This is a genomic window from Arthrobacter sp. 9E16 (assembly GCF_002929435.1).
Classification (GTDB): domain Bacteria; phylum Actinomycetota; class Actinomycetes; order Actinomycetales; family Micrococcaceae; genus Arthrobacter_B; species Arthrobacter_B sunyaminii.
The window spans coordinates 977,446-994,939 of the sequence record NZ_PJIU01000001.1 but is presented as its reverse complement, the minus strand read 5'-3'; the positions used below and the strand labels follow the sequence as shown (position 1 = coordinate 994,939).

The 17,494-nt window shown below is 66.5% G+C and carries 13 protein-coding genes; 9 read left to right on the top strand and 4 right to left on the bottom strand.

Annotation, left to right across the window (positions count from 1 at the left end; all coding sequences use genetic code 11):
- Window positions 1–8: 8 nt before the first annotated feature.
- Complete coding sequence (locus CXR00_RS04735; RefSeq protein WP_104053321.1) at window positions 9–1,493, bottom strand: mannitol dehydrogenase family protein; 1,485 nt, start codon at window positions 1,491–1,493, stop codon at window positions 9–11.
- Window positions 1,494–1,746: 253 nt separating this feature from the next.
- On the opposite strand from CXR00_RS04735, the gene CXR00_RS04730 reads away from it, so the two are divergent.
- Entirely contained in the window at window positions 1,747–3,576 is a 1,830-nt protein-coding gene (locus tag CXR00_RS04730) for an L-lactate permease (protein ID WP_104053320.1), read from the top strand.
- Window positions 3,577–4,974 carry an FAD-binding oxidoreductase gene (locus tag CXR00_RS04725; RefSeq protein WP_104053319.1) on the top strand — a complete coding sequence of 466 codons (1,398 nt, stop codon included), beginning with the start codon at window positions 3,577–3,579 and terminating at the stop codon, window positions 4,972–4,974.
- Between the two features lie 67 nt (window positions 4,975–5,041).
- Here CXR00_RS04725 and CXR00_RS04720 read toward each other — a convergent pair whose 3' ends face one another.
- Genes CXR00_RS04720 through CXR00_RS04710 form a run of 3 tightly spaced genes read right to left on the bottom strand, consistent with a single transcriptional unit; the run spans window position 5,042 to window position 9,773 of the window.
- Window positions 5,042–7,771 carry a molybdopterin-dependent oxidoreductase gene (locus tag CXR00_RS04720; protein WP_258060269.1) on the bottom strand — a complete coding sequence of 910 codons (2,730 nt, stop codon included), beginning with the start codon at window positions 7,769–7,771 and terminating at the stop codon, window positions 5,042–5,044.
- Complete coding sequence (locus CXR00_RS04715) at window positions 7,768–8,616, bottom strand: FAD binding domain-containing protein (protein WP_104053737.1); 849 nt, start codon at window positions 8,614–8,616, stop codon at window positions 7,768–7,770. Before CXR00_RS04715 ends, CXR00_RS04720 begins: the two co-directional genes overlap by 4 nt.
- Window positions 8,617–8,627: 11 nt before the next feature.
- Window positions 8,628–9,773 (bottom strand): XdhC family protein, encoded by a 1,146-nt coding sequence (locus CXR00_RS04710; protein WP_104053317.1) that lies wholly within the window; start codon window positions 9,771–9,773, stop codon window positions 8,628–8,630.
- A gap of 493 nt (window positions 9,774–10,266) precedes the next feature.
- On the opposite strand from CXR00_RS04710, the gene CXR00_RS04705 reads away from it, so the two are divergent.
- The 7 genes from CXR00_RS04705 to CXR00_RS04675 all read left to right on the top strand — a co-directional run bounded on the left by CXR00_RS04705 (window position 10,267) and on the right by CXR00_RS04675 (window position 17,486).
- Window positions 10,267–11,679, top strand: coding sequence for an 8-oxoguanine deaminase (locus tag CXR00_RS04705; RefSeq protein ID WP_104053736.1), 1,413 nt, complete (start codon window positions 10,267–10,269; stop codon window positions 11,677–11,679).
- 333 nt (window positions 11,680–12,012) lie between these two features.
- Window positions 12,013–12,501, top strand: coding sequence for a 2-oxo-4-hydroxy-4-carboxy-5-ureidoimidazoline decarboxylase (gene uraD / locus CXR00_RS04700; RefSeq protein ID WP_258060301.1), 489 nt, complete (start codon window positions 12,013–12,015; stop codon window positions 12,499–12,501).
- Entirely contained in the window at window positions 12,498–12,839 is a 342-nt protein-coding gene (uraH, locus tag CXR00_RS04695) for a hydroxyisourate hydrolase (RefSeq protein ID WP_104053315.1), read from the top strand. Before uraD ends, uraH begins: the two co-directional genes overlap by 4 nt.
- Window positions 12,840–12,842: 3 nt before the next feature.
- Window positions 12,843–13,778 carry a factor-independent urate hydroxylase gene (gene pucL / locus CXR00_RS04690; protein ID WP_104053314.1) on the top strand — a complete coding sequence of 312 codons (936 nt, stop codon included), beginning with the start codon at window positions 12,843–12,845 and terminating at the stop codon, window positions 13,776–13,778.
- On the top strand, window positions 13,778–15,283 hold the full coding sequence (locus CXR00_RS04685; RefSeq protein WP_181032472.1) for a nucleobase:cation symporter-2 family protein: 1,506 nt from the start codon (window positions 13,778–13,780) through the stop codon (window positions 15,281–15,283). Before pucL ends, CXR00_RS04685 begins: the two co-directional genes overlap by 1 nt.
- A 4-nt stretch (window positions 15,284–15,287) precedes the next feature.
- The gene (locus CXR00_RS04680; RefSeq protein ID WP_104053312.1) at window positions 15,288–16,628 is read left to right on the top strand and encodes an aldolase/citrate lyase family protein; all 1,341 of its coding nucleotides are present in this window, start codon (window positions 15,288–15,290) and stop codon (window positions 16,626–16,628) included.
- Window positions 16,629–17,486 carry a bifunctional allantoicase/(S)-ureidoglycine aminohydrolase gene (locus tag CXR00_RS04675; protein ID WP_104053311.1) on the top strand — a complete coding sequence of 286 codons (858 nt, stop codon included), beginning with the start codon at window positions 16,629–16,631 and terminating at the stop codon, window positions 17,484–17,486.
- Window positions 17,487–17,494 lie beyond the last annotated feature (8 nt).

Sequence of the window (17,494 nt, the reverse complement as noted above, 5' to 3'; positions counted from 1 at the left end):
GGGATAGCTTAGGTCGGCCGCCCCGCGGCCAGTTCCTCCAGCGTTGTCCGGGCGCCGTGCTCATGCAGCGAGGTCAAGGCGGCCGTATAGGACTGGACAAAGCGGTCATTGGACGCGAGATCTCCGAAGAGATCCCGGTCTTCAACGAAGGCGAGCGGGTCAGCGCGGTTCCGCGCGGCGGCGGCCATCAGGGGCTCGCGGAGCCGGTCTACGACGTCGATTGGTGCGCCCTGCTCGTCCGTTCCCTCGGCGTAGCGCGCCCAGCTTGCCACGATCGCTGCCGAGCGGTGAATTTCTCCTCCCGAGGCCAGGTTCTCGCGGATCACCGGCAGCAGCCACTTGGGAATCCGGTCCGAGCTTTCGGCGCACAGTCGGGCCAGTGTGTCGCGGACGTGCTCATTGGAGAACCGTTCGATCAGCCGGTGCCGGTAGGCATCCAGATCCACCCCGGGCAGCGGCGCCAGTGTGGGGGTTGCCTCCCGGACCATGTAATCCAGCAGGAAACCGGAAAACAGCGGATCCTGGCACACTTCGTGGGCGTACCGGTAACCGGCAAGGTAGCCGAAATAGCACAGGGCCTGGTGGCTGGCGTTGAGCAGGCGCAGCTTCATGAGTTCGTAGGGTTCCACATCATCCACCACCTGGACCCCGGCGTCTTCAAAGGGCGGGCGGCCCTGCGGAAAGTGGTCCTCCAGGACCCACTGCTCGAAGTCCTCGCTGACTACCGGCCAGGCGTCCTCCACTTCGAAGTCCCGGGCTACCATCGTCCGGTCCTCATCCGTGGTGACCGGCGTAATCCGGTCCACCATGGAATTGGGAAAGGCTACATTCTCCTGCATCCAGGCGCCCAACTCCGGATCCCGCAGGGAAGCAAAGGCCGTGAACATTTTCCGGGCCACGTCTCCGTTGCCCTGGATGTTGTCACAGGACATGACCGTGAACGGAGGCAGCCCCCTGTCCCTCCGGCGCTGCAATGCCGCGCAGACCAGCCCAAACACGGTGGTCGGCACGGCGCCCGGCTGCAGATCCGCCGCTACTGCGGGGTTCGCGGCGTTAAACTCGCCGGTCACGTGGTGGAAGTTGTAGCCGCCCTCGGTGATGGTCAGGGAAACGATTCGGGTGCCGGGTGCGGCCATTTTCTCGATGACGGCTTCCGGGTCCTCGGGCGCCAGCAGGTATTCGATAATGGAGCCGATGACGCGGCCCTCACGTGTGCCGTCCGGGTTCTTCAGCACCAGCGTGTACAGGCAGTCCTGCGCATCCATCACCGTCTTCATGGCCGAGTCTCCCGGCAGGACGCCCACGCCGCAGATCGCCCAGTCCCTGGCGCCGCCGTCGTTCATCAGACGGTCCACATACATCGCCTGGTGCGCCCGGTGGAACCCTCCCACCCCGAAATGGACAATGCCCACACTCAGCTCGGAGCGGTCATACCCGGGAACGGAAAGCCGGGCCGGGAGCCCGGACAAGGACGCGGAATTGAGCTTGTTCATGGTTCCACCTGGGGCCTGAGTCGGATAGGTGCGGCTCAATTTATCATGTGAGCAAAAGTGTCCTCTCACATGAGCAGTCGTCCTGCCGATAAGCGGTCCTGACCACTGCCGCCGACGGTGGCCGCCCACGTTCTCTCGCCGCCACCGTTGACCAATTTGCGGCTTCGGGCCTAGGGTCGACCCATCGTTACCGCGGATGGGGCTGGCTCGGCAACAGTGCGGACGGATGTGAAACAAAGACAAAGGAGTTTTTGTGAGAACACAGCTAGCCGCTTTCCAGCAACCGCTCGATCCCATCGGGGATTCCCTCGTCCTCTCCGCGGTTCTTGCGGCGTTGCCGCTGCTGCTCCTGTTTGTCCTGCTGGGCGTCTTCCGGATGAAGGCCTACCGGGCAGGACTCATCTCGCTGGTGCTGTCCATCCTGCTGGCCGTAATCGGCTGGCAGATGCCGGTGGGACAGGTGGCTGCCGCCACCGGGCTGGGGGCGTTTTACGCGATCTTCCCCATCCTCTGGATCCTCATCAACGCCCTGTGGATCTATAAGCTCACGGTGGCCACGCCCTGGTTTGAGGTCCTGGGCAGGACCATCCGCTCCATCTCGGATGACCTGCGGATCCTGTCCATCCTGATCGCTTTCTGCTTCGGGGCACTGCTGGAATCCCTCGCCGGTTTTGGCGCACCGGTGGCCATCGCAGCAGCCATGCTCATGGCGGCGGGCATGAAACCGCTGAAATCGGCCATTGTGGCGCTGCTGGCCAACACCGCTCCGGTTGCCTTCGGCGCCATGGCCGCCCCGATTATCGCCCTGAACGGTGTGACCGGCATTCCGCTGCAGGAGCTGTCCTCCATGACCGGGCGGCAGACCCCGTTTATCGCCCTGGTGGTGCCGCTGATCCTGGTCTTCCTGGTGGACGGAAAGCGCGGCCTGAAACAAACCTGGCCGGTGGCCCTGGTGAGCGGGTTTGTGTTCGGACTGGCCCAGTTCGTTGCTTCCAACTTCTTCGTCGTGGAACTGACCGACGTCGTGGCGGCCGTTGCCACGGTTATCGCCGTGCTGCTGATGCTCCGCGTCTGGCAGCCGGCGGAAATCATCGGCATGTCCGGCCAAGTGCAGGACGACCGGGAGGTTGCCGCTGATTCGAGGGAAACGGTCGACGCCGCGGGTTCCGGCAGTACAACAGACGTTCTCGACGGATCCGGCACGGCAGAGCCGGTCAAAACCGGCCGCGGGCGGCGCGCGGCAGCCCTGCCGGGAGCAGGCGCAACGGCGGCCGGCTCAGCGGGGACAGACTCCGCGCCTGCGGCGGGTCCCGGGTCCACGAGCAACACCGCCCGTCCCGATGCCCGCAGCGTATGGATGGCAACCGCCCCGTACCTGATCATCATTGTGGTGTTCTCACTGGCCCAGATACCGGCCATCAAAACCTGGCTGACGTCCATCGGCAGCGTCACCTTCCACTGGCCGGGACTGGACGTGGTGGACTCCAACGGCAAGGCCGTTGCCGCCCAGACGCTGCGTTTTGACCACATCCGGGCCACCGGCACCCTGCTGCTGTTCTCCGGGATCCTGACCATGATCCTGTACCGGATCCGGCCCCGCGAAGGCGCGAAGGTGTACGGGGAAACCCTGAAGCAGCTGCGCTGGACCATTGTGACGGTCTGCGCTGTCCTGGCCCTGTCCTTCGTGATGAACCTGTCCGGGCAAACCACCACACTGGGCGTGGCCCTGGCCTCCGCCGGCGGATTCTTTGCCCTGCTCTCACCGCTGCTGGGCTGGATCGGTGTGGCGCTGACGGGTTCCGACACCTCCTCGAACTCGCTGTTCGGCCAGCTGCAGGTGGCAGCGGCCAATGAGACGGGCCTGTCCGCCACCCTGATGGCGGCGTCCAACTCGTCCGCCGGAGTGCTCGGCAAGATGCTCTCGCTGCAGAACCTGGCCATCGCCTCGGCTGCGGTGGGCCTGGAAGGTGCCGAGAGCACGCTGCTGCGCAAACTCATCGGCTGGAGTCTGGGCCTGCTGGTGCTGATGACACTGCTGATTTGGCTGCAATCCACGTCCATTCTCGGTTGGATGGTGCCGTAAATGAGCATCTTCTCCGACTCCGATTCGACCGTGGGACTGCCGGATCCCGCTCCCAGCGCCACCCTGCTGGGACTGGCCCCGAACGCGTCCATCGAACCCGGACACCGAGAGCAGGCCAGCACCGACCGCTCCGGTTTCGTGGCCCAAACGCACCCGGACGGTGTGGTGTTTGCCGAGTCCGCCGAGGACGTGGCGGCAACCCTGCGTCTGGCCACCCTGCACCGCGTGCCAGTGGTGCCCCGCGGTGCAGGCACCGGGCTGGCCGGCGGATCGTCCGCCCGCACGGGTGAAGTGGTGCTGGATGTCTCCCGCATGAACCGGATCCTGCGCATCGACCCGGTGGAACAGCTGGCCGTGGTCCAGCCCGGGGTCCTTAACGCTGAAATCAATGCGGCTGCCGGTGAATACGGGTTGTTCTATGCCCCGGATCCGGCGAGCACGGCCATCTGCTCCATTGGCGGCAACATTGCCACCAACGCCGGCGGCATGCGCTGCGCCAAATACGGGGTGACCCGCGAATCAGTGCTGGCGCTGCGCGTCATCCTCGCCGACGGGCGCGAACTGCGCACCGGACGGGAAACCATCAAAGGGGTCACGGGCTACGACCTGAACGCGCTCATCATCGGCTCCGAGGGAACCCTCGGCGTCGTCGTTGAAGCCACGCTGCGGCTGCGGCCCACGCCGGTGGCCACTGCCACCGTTGCTGCCTTCTTCCCCGACGTCGAAAGCGCCGCCCGCGCCGCGTCGGCGGTGGTGGCCGCGCGCATTCAGCCGTCCATGATGGAACTCATGGACGGGCCCACGCTGGAAGCCGTGGATGCAGCCACCGGAACTGATTACCGGTCCCGCGGAGCGGCTTTTCTCCTGGTGCAGACCGACGGCTACGGCGCCTTCCTGGAACAGGACGTGGTGCTGGAAGCCGTGCGCCCCTTCGCGGGCTCCTGCGGAAAGGCGGCCGACGACGACGAGGCAGCGGCCATGGTCAGCGCCCGGCGGGATGCGATCCCGTCGCTGGAACAGATGGGACGGGTGTCCATCGGTGACATCGGCGTGCCGCGGGGAAGGCTGGCCGAAGCCGTTACCGGGCTCGAAGAGATTTCCGCTGCCACCGGGGTCCGGATCTTCACCATCGCCCATGCCTCCGACGGCAACCTGCATCCCATGATCGTGATGGATCCCGAGGATTCGGTCACGGAGGGTCCGGCCAAGGACGCCCTGGGGCAAATGTTCTTCCTCGCGAACCGGCTCGGCGGCACCCTGACCGGTGAACACGGGGTGGGGCTGCTGAAACGCGACTGGGTGGGCGCCGAACTGGGCGACGTGTCAGTGGGAGTGCAGCACTCCATCCGCCGCGCACTGGATCCGCTGGGCATCCTCAATCCCGGGAAGGCCATCTGACCCTGGGCAGCATCGGGGCCGCCGGCCCGTCGCGGTACCGCGACGGGCCGGCTTTGGGCGGACGGCTTTAGGCCAGCGCCTCCCGCAGCGCCAGAAAAACCACGTCGCGGGCCAGCGGAAGAGCGCTGAACCGGACTCCCGTGGCATCCCGGACGGCGTTGGCCAGGGCCGGAGCCACGGGGTTGAACGGACTTTCGCTCATCGACTTGGCACCCATGGGCCCCAGCGAGTCGTTGGTCTCTGCAAAATAGATCTCCGTGCGCGGCACATCCGCGAAAGCCGGCACATGGTATTCGCGCAGGATCTTGGTCTGCACCTCGCCGGTGCTGCTGACCCGGACCTTTTCAAACAGTGCCGCACCCAGTGCCTGGGCAATGCCGCCCTCAATCTGGCCCCGGCACTGCAATGGATTCATGACCACTCCGGCGTCCGCGGCATGCACGCTCTGCAGGATCCGGATTTCACCCGTGCCGGTGTGCACGCCCACCCGGAAGCCCTGCACGTTGAACGCCACGGACCGCGGCGTTCCGCCCCAGCGGCCCTGGGCTGACAGGTCGATTCCGGCCTCCCGTGCGCGGACGGCGACGTCGGCCAGCGTTATCCGCTCGCCGTCGCACTCCACCGCGTCCGGCAGCAACCTCACCTGCGCCGAGGTGTTGGAAAACAGGGAAGCGGCAAAGCCCTTGAGCAAAACAGCCAGTTCCTCTGCCGCCGCGAGGGAAGCCTTGCCCGCCACTACGGTGCCGGTGGAGCCGTAGGCGCCGGTGTCGTGTTCCACCAGATCGGTGTCCGACTGCCGGATGACAATCCGGTCCGCGGTGGTGTGCAGCGCGGTGGACGCGAGCTGGGTGTGCACGGTCGTGGTGCCGTTGCCGAACTCGGAGGTGCCGACGTCGAGCCCGTACCGTCCGTCTTCCTGCAGCCGGATCCGGGCGTGGCTCATATGCCCGCGGGGTGGAACCGTGTCGATCATGGCAACGGCGGTGCCGGTGCCAACCCGCCACTCCTCGTCCAGATCTTCGCCGGAGGTTTCCGCGGACAGTTTTCCCCGTTCGAGCGCAGCACGGACCAGTTCCACGCATTGGTCCAGCCCGTAGCTGCCGTAATGCACGTCCTCCGCCGGAACCGGCGCCGTGGAGAGCATGGCGTCCCCCCGGGCGATGACATTGCGGCGGCGGAACTGAAGCGGATCCATGCCGATGCCGCGCGCCAGTTCATCCATCGCGGACTCGACGGCGAAAATCATCTGGCTCAGTCCGTAGCCGCGGAAGGCTCCGGACGGAACGGTGTTGGTGTAGACGGCCCGCGCGTCGACCTTCTTGTTGTCGCACCGGTATACGGCCACGGACTCGCCGCAGCCGTGGAACATCACGCCGGGGGCGTGGTTTCCGTAGGCTCCGGTGTTGGTGGTGACATCCAGCTCCAGTGCGGTCAGCGTGCCGTCCCGGCGTGCTCCGGCCCGCACGAGGACGGAGAACGGATGCCGCACGGTGGTGGCGGTGAACTGCTCCTGACGGGTCAGTTCCAGCTGTACCGGCCGGTTCAGCTTGATCGCGGCCAGCGCGGCCAGGTCTTCGGTGAGCATCTCCTGCTTGCCGCCGAATCCGCCGCCCACCCGTCCGGTGAGCACCCGCACGGATTCGGGTTTCAGGCCGAACACCCGGCACAGCGCCCGCCGGATGAGGAACGGAACCTGCGTGGAGGTGCGCACCACCAGCCGGCCCGCTTCGTCAAAGGAGGCAATGGAGCCATGCGTTTCCAGTGCCATGTGCTGCAGGCGCTGGCTTTCGTAGGTGTTCTCATGCACGACGTCGGCTGCCGCCAGTCCGGCGGCTGTGTCGCCGAGTTCGGAGTGCAGTTCGGCGACGATGTTGCCGGCGGTGCCCGGATGAACCTCGGGTGCGCCGTCGGCCAGGGCGGCGCCGGTGTCCAGGACGGACGGGAGCAGCTCATATTCCACCCTGAGCGCACGCACGCCTTCGGCAGCGGCGCCCACGGACGCGGCAACAACCGCGGCCACCCGCTGGCCGCGGAAACGGACCACGTCATCCAGGATCCGGGTGTCATCCGGGTCATCGGTATGCAGTTCATGCTGCGCGGTGGAGAACAGCTGCTTCGGGGCATCTTCGTGCGTGAGGACCGCTTCAACTCCGGGCACCGCCAGGGCAGCGCTTGCATCAATGGAAACGATGCGGGCGTGTGCGTGCGGGGAGCGCAGGATTTTCATATGCAGCAGACCGGGCAGCTCCGCTGCCGGCACGTCCATGGTGTAGCGGGCACGGCCGGTGACAATGTCCGGGCCGGCCGGAGCCGGAATGCTGGCGCCCACGGTCCGGGCAACAGGAGAGGTCCCGGCCGGGACATCCACCGTGCGGTGCCCGCAGACTGCGTCCCCGATGGCGCGGTAGCCGGTGCATCGGCAGAGGTTGCCCTTGAGATTCCGGGGCAGGTTCTCTTTCTGCTCCTCGTCGAATGCAGCAGCGGTCATCACCATGCCGGCGGTGCAAAAACCGCATTGGAAGCCCTGTGCGTCCAGGAACTGCTGCTGCATGGGATGCAGTTCCTCCCCATTGGCCAACCCTTCGATGGTGGTGATTTCCCGGCCCTCGGCACGGACCGCCGGATAGAGGCAGCTGTGCACGGGCTTACCGTCAACATGGACGGTGCAGGCACCGCAGTCACCGGCATCGCAGCCCTTTTTGACGCCCAGATTGCCCTGTTCCCGCAGGAAGGTGCGCAGACACTGGCCGGGGAAGGGCGCGGCCTCCACCTCGGTCTTATTGATTCGGTAGGTCACAGCAACTCCTCCTTCGAGCCGGATGCGGCCAGTTCGGCCCGGATTTCTTCGGCCAGCCGGTCCGTCATGTAGTGCCGCCATTCGGGCAGGCCGTGGACGTCGTCATGCCAGAGTTCGCCGTCGATCTGCCCGCTGAGTTCCGCCCGGAGTTCGACGGCGGTAGGCAGCGACGGGAACCGAAGCTGGACCGGACGCTTCGTGGCGGCGGTGATGGTGAGGACAAACCCGCCGTCCTCGTCCACCCGGCCGATCAGCAGCACCCCGGAGCGGCCCAGATTGGTCAGCGACTGCCGGCGGAACGCGGTCTCGGCCCGCAGGACGGCTGCCGGCAGGGTCACGCTGCGCAGCAGTTCTCCCGGCTCCAGGGCAGTGCGGCCGTCACCGATCACCAGTTCGGCCACCGGGATTTCGCGGGACGTGCCGCCGGGGGAGTGAATCAGCGCAACGCCGTCCAACGCAGCGGTCAGAGCCGTCATGGGGCCGGCGGGCAGGCCGGTGCAGATGTTTCCGCCCACCGTGGAGGCGTTCCAGACTTTGAAGGAAGCCACAAAGGAATCGCAGCACAACTGCACCAGATCCAGCGCCCGCCACTCAGCCCGGACGCCGGCAGGAGCTGTGCCGGGAAAGGCGTGCAGGTCCGCGATGGTGCAGGTTGCCGCAATCTCGAGTCCGTCGTCGGACACGCTCAGCGGTTCCCAACCGGCGGCGGTGATGTCCAACAGCCGCTGCAGGGAGTCGCTGCCGTAGGAGAAGAGCACGGTCCCGCCGGCCAGCCAGGCATCTCCGGGACGCCAGTCGCTGGGGTCACTGGTGCGGACCAGTTCGGAAACGGTGGGCATGTCCATAGATAAATCCCTCAATGGCTGACGTGCTGGCGGGTGAACGGATGGATGGGGCCGCTGAGCGCGCGCAGGGGCTGCCCGCTAACGGCGGCACCGGAACGTGCTGCCACTATTTCGGCGAAGACGGACAGCGCGGTTTCCTCGGGTGTCGCGGCCCCGATGTCCAGTCCGATGGGAGAGTGCAGCTTTGCCGTTTCAGTCGTGCTCAGCCCGGCGTCCCGTAACGCGGTCATCCGCTGTTCGTGGCTGCGCCGCGATCCCATGGCGCCGACATAGGCCAAATCCAGGCGCAGCGCCTCGATCAACACCGGGATATCGAACTTGGCGTCATGGCTGAGCACACAGACCACGGAGCGGGCATCCAGGCGTCCCGCCGAGGCTTCCTCTCTTAGGTATTGGTCCGGCCACCGCACCCGCACTTGATGGGCTGCGGGGAAACGTTCCGGAACGGTGAAGGCGGGCCGGGCATCGCAGACGGTCACGTGGTAACCGAGCAGCCGCCCCTGCCGGGCAAGGGCGGCCGAGAAATCATTCGCGCCGATCACCAGCAGCCGGGCAGGCGCAAGCCGGGATTCAAGGAACAACACCGGACCGCCAAGCTCCACGATCCCCGTGCGGCCGGACGCCAGCAGAGGGGCCAGCCGTGCGGCGGCATGCGCCGGGTCCATATCCAGCATCGCAGCCAACGCTGCCCCGTGGTCGGCAAGCAAACCTGCGGTCGAGGCGGCGCGGCGCGGGTCGGGGACCAGCAGCAGCTGTGCCGCATTGTTCTGTGCTGTGCCTCCGGCATCGATTCGCCGGACGAGGGCGCAGGGAGCATCCGGTTTGGGGATGACGGGAAAGGTGCCGGGGTGCAGGAGCTGGATCAGCACCTCCAGGGTGCCGCCGCAGCTGAGCCCGACGGCGAAGGCATCAGTATCGCTGTAGCCAAAGGATTCAACCCGGGGCTGGCCGTCAGCGAGGACCTCCTCGGCCACGGCAACCACAGCGGCTTCCACGCATCCGCCTGAGAGGGACCCAGTGATCCCGCCGGTCTGGTGGATGAGCATGGAGGTGCCAACCGGGCGCGGCACGGATCCGGACGCGCGGACGATGGTTGCGGCGGCGCAGGGAAAGCCGTCCGCCGTGGCCGCAGCCAGTGCGTCAAGCATGTCAAGCATGCGCCCCTACCCTCCAGCGATACCCGCCGGCGGCTGACCGCCACCGGCTAACCAGTAACCAAAGCGGTGAGTTCCCCCTGCCGGAGTAGCCGGGCAGGGGCCTTAAATCCGCAAACAATGACATTGATGAAACATATTAGGGCATTTTTTGGGCCTTATGGCGGGCGGAAAGAAATATAAATGTCAGCACGACAATGTAAATTTCGGCACCGCCGGGAACCAGATCTGCCGTAATTGTTTCGGTAATTGCACGGAAGCCTACCACGGCAATCCGCCGTGCGGGACACCCCGCTGCTTCATATTCGAAGGGAGGGTGTCACCGTGGATGTATGGTGGTCGCGTGCGGACGGTTAGGCCACCGGCGCAGCAAAACCCGGCCTCCATGCGGGCCGGGTGGTTGGAGCAGGACCCGGCCTCTTGGATCAGCAGACAAGCCCACTGAGCTGGCCCCGGGAGGGGTCTGCATGCCCGAGGATGTCCCATGACTGTTTCCATGCCAGCCGCCGCCGTCGCACCCGCAACCGCACCTGTCGCTTCATCCGCACCTGCACCCGGCAGCGGCCGCTTGTGGGTGAAGAATCCGCTGGCCGCCTTCACCGCCAATGAGCTGGATGCCGCAGGGGGCCTGGTGATTGAGAACGGGGTCATCACCGAGGTGCTGGCCGCCGGGCAGAGTCCCGCCGCGCCCTGCGCAGAGGTGTTTGATGCCTCCGCCCACGTGCTGCTGCCGGGGCTGATCAATACGCACCACCACTTCTATCAAACCCTCACCCGCGCCTGGGCGCCGGTGGTGAACACCCCGCTGTTCCCGTGGTTGAAGAACCTGTATCCGGTGTGGGCGCGGCTGACACCGGCGGATCTGGAGCTGGCCACCACCGTGGCCCTGTCCGAGCTCCTGCTCTCCGGCTGCACCACTGCCGCGGACCATCATTACCTCTTTCCCGACGGGCTGGAGGACGGCATTGACGTGCAGGTGGACGTGGTCCGGAAACTGGGCATGCGGGCCATGCTCACCCGCGGCTCCATGACGCTGGGGGAGGACGACGGCGGCCTGCCGCCGCAGCACACGGTCCAGGCGCCGGACGTGATTCTCGAGGACAGCCGGCGGCTGATCCGGGAGTACCACGAGCGCGGCGACGGCGCCGTGATCCAGATTGGCCTGGCCCCCTGCTCGCCGTTCTCGGTGACCCGGGACATCATGCGCGACAGCGCGGCGCTTGCCGAGGAATATGACGTCCGGCTGCACACCCACCTGGCCGAAACCATGGACGAGGAGGCCTTCTGCCTGGAGACGTTTGGGCTGCGGACGGTGGATTACCTGGAGAGTGTCGGCTGGCTGGGGAACCGGACCTGGCTGGCGCACGGTGTGCACTTCAACGACGACGAGATTGCCCGCCTGGGCGCTGCCGGCACCGCCGTGGCGCACTGCCCGACGTCGAACATGCGCCTGGCCAGCGGCATCGGCCGGATGGCGGAACTGGAGGATGCCGGTGCTCCGGTAGGGCTGGGAGTGGACGGCTCGGCCTCCAACGACGCCTCCAACCTGATCTTGGAGGCCCGGCAGGCCCTGTATCTGCAGCGGCTGCGCTACGGCGCCGAAGCCATCACGCCCGAACGTGCCCTGGGCTGGGCCACCAGGGGATCAGCGCGTGCCCTGGGCCGGAAGGATGTGGGCGAACTGGCGCCGGGCCGGCAGGCGGACCTGGCCATGTTCCGGCTGGACGACCTGCGCTTTTCCGGCAGCCATGATCCGCTCTCGGCCCTGCTGCTCTGCGGGGCGGACCGTGCGGACCGGGTGATGGTTGGCGGCAGCTGGCGCGTGGTGGACGGTGCGCTTCCGGGCGTCGATCTGCCGGCGCTGATTGCCCGGCACACCGCGGCGGCCCGGCGGATGGTGGCGGGTTAGGTTTCCGGGATTGTGGCAAGGCCCGGAACCGGAAGCAATGCATTCGGGTAAAAACCGGCGATTGTTTGCACAGAATTAACACCCGTGAAACAAGATGCCGTTTTATTCTGCAACATTTATTTACCTGTTGACAGATTTGCCCGCGCCCGCTCACACTGTCGGAAATAGCAATTCCAACTGCCGGAAACATCGAATCAAGTCGGCGCCGCCGATGGTCAAGGGTGTTCAGCGCCGGCAATGGAACAGATCTACCGAAAGCTGACACCCGTGCGCCCAGAACCACATTTCGAGTCAACCCCGGGAACCGCCGCAGAGTCACCGGTTCCGGACTTCTTGGCAGCCTTCAACACGGCAGGCTATGCCGAGGCTGAAGAAATGCTCCGTCCCTGCCTGGACATTCAACGCTGGTGCAATGAAATTGCCGCAGCCCGGCCTTTCGCCACCCCCGGCGAACTGCTGAGCTTCGCCGAACTGGCGGCGCCGGACTTCACTGAAGCAGAGATCGACGGCGCCCTGGCCCGCCATCCGCGGATCGGCGAGCGCCCCGCCGGAGCGGGCACTGAAGCCACCTTCTCGCGCGGAGAGCAGGCCTCGGTCACCGGGCTGGACGACGTCCAGGAGCAGCTGGCCGCCGGCAACCGCGCCTATGAAGACAAGCATGGGCGCGTCTTCCTGATCCGCGCGGCAGGCCGCAGCGCCGAGGAGATCCTCGCCAATCTGCAGGAACGCCTGGAGCACACCCCGGAGGAAGAAGTTCCCCTCATCGCAGGCCAGCTGCGGGACATCGCCATCCTGCGCCTGGAAGGACTGCTCTCTTCATGACCCGCAGCCACGTCACCACCCACATCCTGGACACCGCTGCCGGGAAGCCGGCTTCCGGCGTCGCCGTATCGCTTTGGGGGAGCGGGGAAGGCGTCTGGACCCGGATCGGGGACGGAACCACGGACGACGACGGCCGGGTGGGCACCCTGGGCCCGGAACGGCTGGAGCCCGGAACCTACCGGATTGACTTCGCCACCGGAGAGTACTTTGCCGCCGCCGGCACAGAGACTTTCTTCCCCAGCGTTTCCCTCACTTTTGCCCTGACCGACGCGGGCCAGCACTACCACGTACCGCTGCTGCTGAGCCCCTTCGCCTACTCCACCTACCGAGGAAGTTGAACCATGACTGAAACAACTCAGGCCCCCTCAGAGGAGAGGGCAGACAACGCCCGGATTGTCCTCGGCAGCAACCAGTACGGCAAAGCCGAGGTACGCCTGGTCAAGGTCACCCGAGACACCGCCCGGCACCGGCTCGAAGACCTCAGCATCACCAGCCAGCTGCACGGCGACTTCGAAGCCGCGCACACGGAGGGGGACAACTCCCACGTAGTGGCCACCGATACCCAGAAGAACACCATCTACGCCTTCGCCCGCGACGGCGTCGGCTCACCGGAGGAGTTCCTGCTGCGCCTGGAGCAGCACTTCACCGGCGGATTCGACTGGGTTTCCGGGGGCCGCTGGGCCGCCGAACAGTACTTCTGGAACCGGATCAGCGACCATGACCACGCCTTTGCCAAGGACAAGTCCGAGATCCGCACCGCGGTGCTGGTCTCCGAAGCCGGCCGGCAGCACCTGGTCTCCGGCATCAGCGGCCTGACCGTGCTGAAGTCCACCGGCTCCGAGTTCTCCGGCTTCCCCCGGGACCGCTACACCACCCTGGCCGAGACCACGGACCGGATTCTGGCCACGGATGTCACCGCCAAGTGGCGCTACGCTCCGGACACGGACGTGAGCAGCCTGGACTTCAACGCCCTCTACGCCTCCGCCCGCACCCTGCTCCTGGACGCCTTCGCCAACACGCACTCCCTGGCCCTGCAGCAGACCATGTTTGAAATGGGCAAGGCCGTCATCACCGCCCACCCGGAGATTGACGAGGTCCGGCTCTCGCTGCCGAACAACCACCACTTCCTGGTGGACCTGGCACCGTTTGGCCTGGACAATCCCAACGAGGTCTTCTTCGCCGCGGACCGCCCGTACGGATTGATCGAAGCCTCCGTGCTGCGCGAAGGCACAGCCGCCGATTCACCGGTCTGGAATACCGTGGGCGGTTTCTGCTGATGAGCCGCAAACAGCGCTCCAATGCCGCCGCCACGGCCGGAACCGCAGCCCGCCCGGAAGACGCCCGGCTGCCGCTGGGCAGCACCTTCGCCTACGGCTTCCAGCACGTGCTCACCATGTACGGCGGGATCATCGCCCCGCCGCTGATTGTCGGCACCGCTGCCGGGCTGGATCCCGCCGACGTCGGCATGCTCGTGGCCGCCTGCCTCTTTGTCGGCGGCCTGGCCACCCTGCTGCAGACCATCGGCATCCCGTTCTTCGGCTCCCAGCTGCCACTGGTCCAGGGCGTTTCCTTCGCCGGTGTGGCCACCATGACGGCCATTCTCGACGGCGGCGGCGGCCTGCAGTCCGTCTTCGGAGCGGTGATCGTTGCTTCCCTGGTGGGGCTGCTGATCACCCCGGTGTTTGCCAAGGTGATCCGCTTCTTCCCGCCGGTGGTCACCGGCGTCGTGATCACCACCATCGGCCTGACACTGATGCCCGTGGCCGCCAACTGGGCCATGGGCGGCAGCAGCGCCGCCCCGGACTACGGGAGCGTCTCCAACATTGGCCTGGCCGGACTGACCCTGCTGCTGGTGCTGCTGCTGAGCAAGCTCGGCAATTCCGCCATTTCCCGTCTCTCCATCCTCATCGCCATTGTGCTGGGCACCATCTTCGCCGTGGTGACCGGCAAAGCTGATTTCTCCGCCGTGGGCAGCGGTGCAATCTTCGCCGTCCCGGAGCCCTTCGCCTTCGGCATGCCCACCTTCGAGGCCGCCGCCATCATCTCCATGGTGATCGTCATCCTGGTGACCCTGACCGAAACCACCGCGGACATTATCGCAGTGGGCGAGATCGTGGAAACCAAGGTGGACTCCAAGCGCATTGCCAACGGACTGCGCGCGGACATGCTCTCCAGCGCGCTGTCCCCGGTGTTCAACTCGTTTACGCAGAGCGCGTTTGCCCAGAATGTGGGGCTGGTGGCCATCACCGGCGTCAAGAGCCGGTTTGTGGTTAGCGCCGGCGGCCTGATCCTGGTCATCCTTGGCCTCCTGCCGGTCCTGGGCCGGGTGGTGGCGGCGGTTCCGACGCCGGTGCTCGGCGGCGCCGGGATTGTCCTGTTCGGCACGGTGGCGGCCAGCGGCATCCGCACCCTGGCCAGGGTGGATTACCGCAACAACATGAACTTCATCATTGTGGCCACGTCCATCGGGTTCGGCATGATTCCGATTGCCGCGCCCACCTTCTACGACGAGTTTCCCGACTGGTTCGGCACCATCTTCCATTCGGGCATCAGCTCCGCCGCCGTGATGGCCATCCTGATGAACATCCTCTTCAACCACATCCGGACCGGAAACCCGAAGGACCCCTCCGTGTGGGCCGAAGGCGCCAACCGCATCGTGCGCCTCGAGGACACTGCGGCGCTGAAAGAGGGCGACCACGTGCTGGACGGAAAACTGCTCGACGCCGACGGCCGGGAAGTTCCGCTGGCCGCCACCGGTACCGCTGAAACCGATTCCCACTAGGACCATGACTTTGAACTCCTCGCCTCCGTCCACTGGGCCCGCACCCGTCCTCGGCTCCGGCCACCTGCAAAGGCTCGATGCCGTCCTGGCGGACACCGACCGGCTGCTGGCCGACAACTACCCCGGAGACGCCGGCACCCGCCAGCCCGTGCACACTGTCTACATCCCGGCGGACCGCTGCGTGCCGGCCCTGCCGTCAGGCTGGGGGAGAGAAGGGCTTGCGGCCGTCGAGGCGCAGGGCTCCCTCGGGCAGGGCGGCCGGGGCGGTTTGCCGGGCCTGGCCGAACTGGCGGGCCTGGACGCCGGGCTGGCAGCCGCCGTCGTGCCCCTTGTGGAGGCGAAGCTGCGCACCGAGCCGATCGAGGACCTGCGCCTGGACTTCGAGGACGGCTACGGCATCCGGCCGGACGCGGAAGAGGACAGCCATGCCGTGCTGGCCGCCGCCGCCGTGGCGGACGCGGTGGCTGCCGGGACTGCGCCGCCGTTCATTGGGATCCGGTTCAAGTGCTTTGAAGCGGCCACCCGGGCCCGCGGTGTCCGGACCCTGGACCTGTTCCTCGCCGGCCTGCTGGCGGCCGGAAAACTGCCCGACGGGCTGGTGCTGACCTTGCCCAAGGTGTCCACCGTGGAACAAGTGGAGGCCATGGTCTACATTTGCGGGCAGCTCGAAGAGGCCCACGGTCTGGAACCGGGACGGCTGCGGTTTGAAGTGCAGGTGGAAACCCCGCAGTTGATCCTGGCCGCCAACGGCACCGTGCCCGCGGCGCAACTGATCCACCGCGGGCGGGGCCGCGTTTCGGCCCTGCACTACGGCACCTACGACTACAGCGATTCGGTGCAGATTGCCGCGCAATACCAGTCCATGGAGCACCCGGCCGCGGACTACGCCAAGGCTGTGATGCAGGTGGCGGCTGCCGGCACCGGAGTCCGGCTCTCGGACGGCTCCACCAATATCCTGCCGCTGGGAACGCCCGAGGAAATCCGGACCGCCTGGCAGCTGCACGCCCGGTTGGTGCGCCGCTCGCTGGAACGCGGCTTCTATCAGGGCTGGGACCTGCACCCCGCGCAGCTTCCCACCCGTTTTCTGGCCACCTATGCCTTCTACCGGGAGGGATTCGACGCCGCTGCCCGGCGGCTGGACACCTACGTCCGGAAACAGGTTGGCACGGTCCTGGATGAACCCGCCACCGCCCGGGCACTGGCCCGGTTTGTGCACCGCGGCCTGCTCTGCGGTGCCCTGACCGAAGCGGAAATAGAACAGGGCACAGGGCTGACCGGCGTCGAACTCGCCGCGCTCGCCCATCCCCAAACTGCCGTATCGCCCATCAAAGAGAAGGTCCGCTAGATGAACACCCCGCAGCACAACGCCCAACACCGCGGCACCCCGCGCTACTACTCCGCGGCAGGCGGCCTGCCGGCCCAGACCGAACTGCTCACCGGAAGAGCGGCGGTGACCGAGGCGTACACCGTGATTCCGCGCGGCGTGCTGCGTGACATTGTCACCAGCGTGCTGCCCGAATGGACCGATACCCGCACCTGGATCCTGAACCGGCCGGTGGCCGGCGGCGCCACAACTTTCGCCCAGTACCTGGTGGAGGTTGCCCCGGGCGGCGGCTCAACCTCACCGGAACCGCAGCCGACCGTGGAATCCTTCGTCTTTATCCTCGAGGGCACGCTGACCGTCCGCCTGCACGGCGAGGACCAGGTCCTGGCTCCCGGCGGTTTCGCCTACCTGCCGCCTGACGCACAGTGGAGTGCCTTCAACGAATCCGGGGAACCGGTCAAGTTCCAGTGGATCCGCAAGGCCTATCAGCCGCTGGCGGGCCACACCCCGCAGCCGGTCTTCGGCAACGAGGCGGACATCGAGCCCACGCCCATGCCGGGCACGGACAACAAATGGCGCACCACCCGGATGATCCCCGTGGATGACGTCGCCTATGACATGCATGTCAACGTGGTGACGTTTGAACCCGGCGCCGTCATTCCGTTCGCTGAAACCCATGTCATGGAACACGGGCTGTACGTGCTGGAGGGCAAGGCCGTGTACCGGCTGAACCAGGACTGGGTGGAGGTGGAAGAGGGCGACTACATGTCCCTGCGCGCCTTCTGCCCGCAGGCCTGTTACGCCGGCGGCCCGTCGAACTTCCGCTACCTCCTCTATAAGGACGTCAACCGCCAGATCCTGCTCGGCGGCCAGCCGTGACCGCTCAG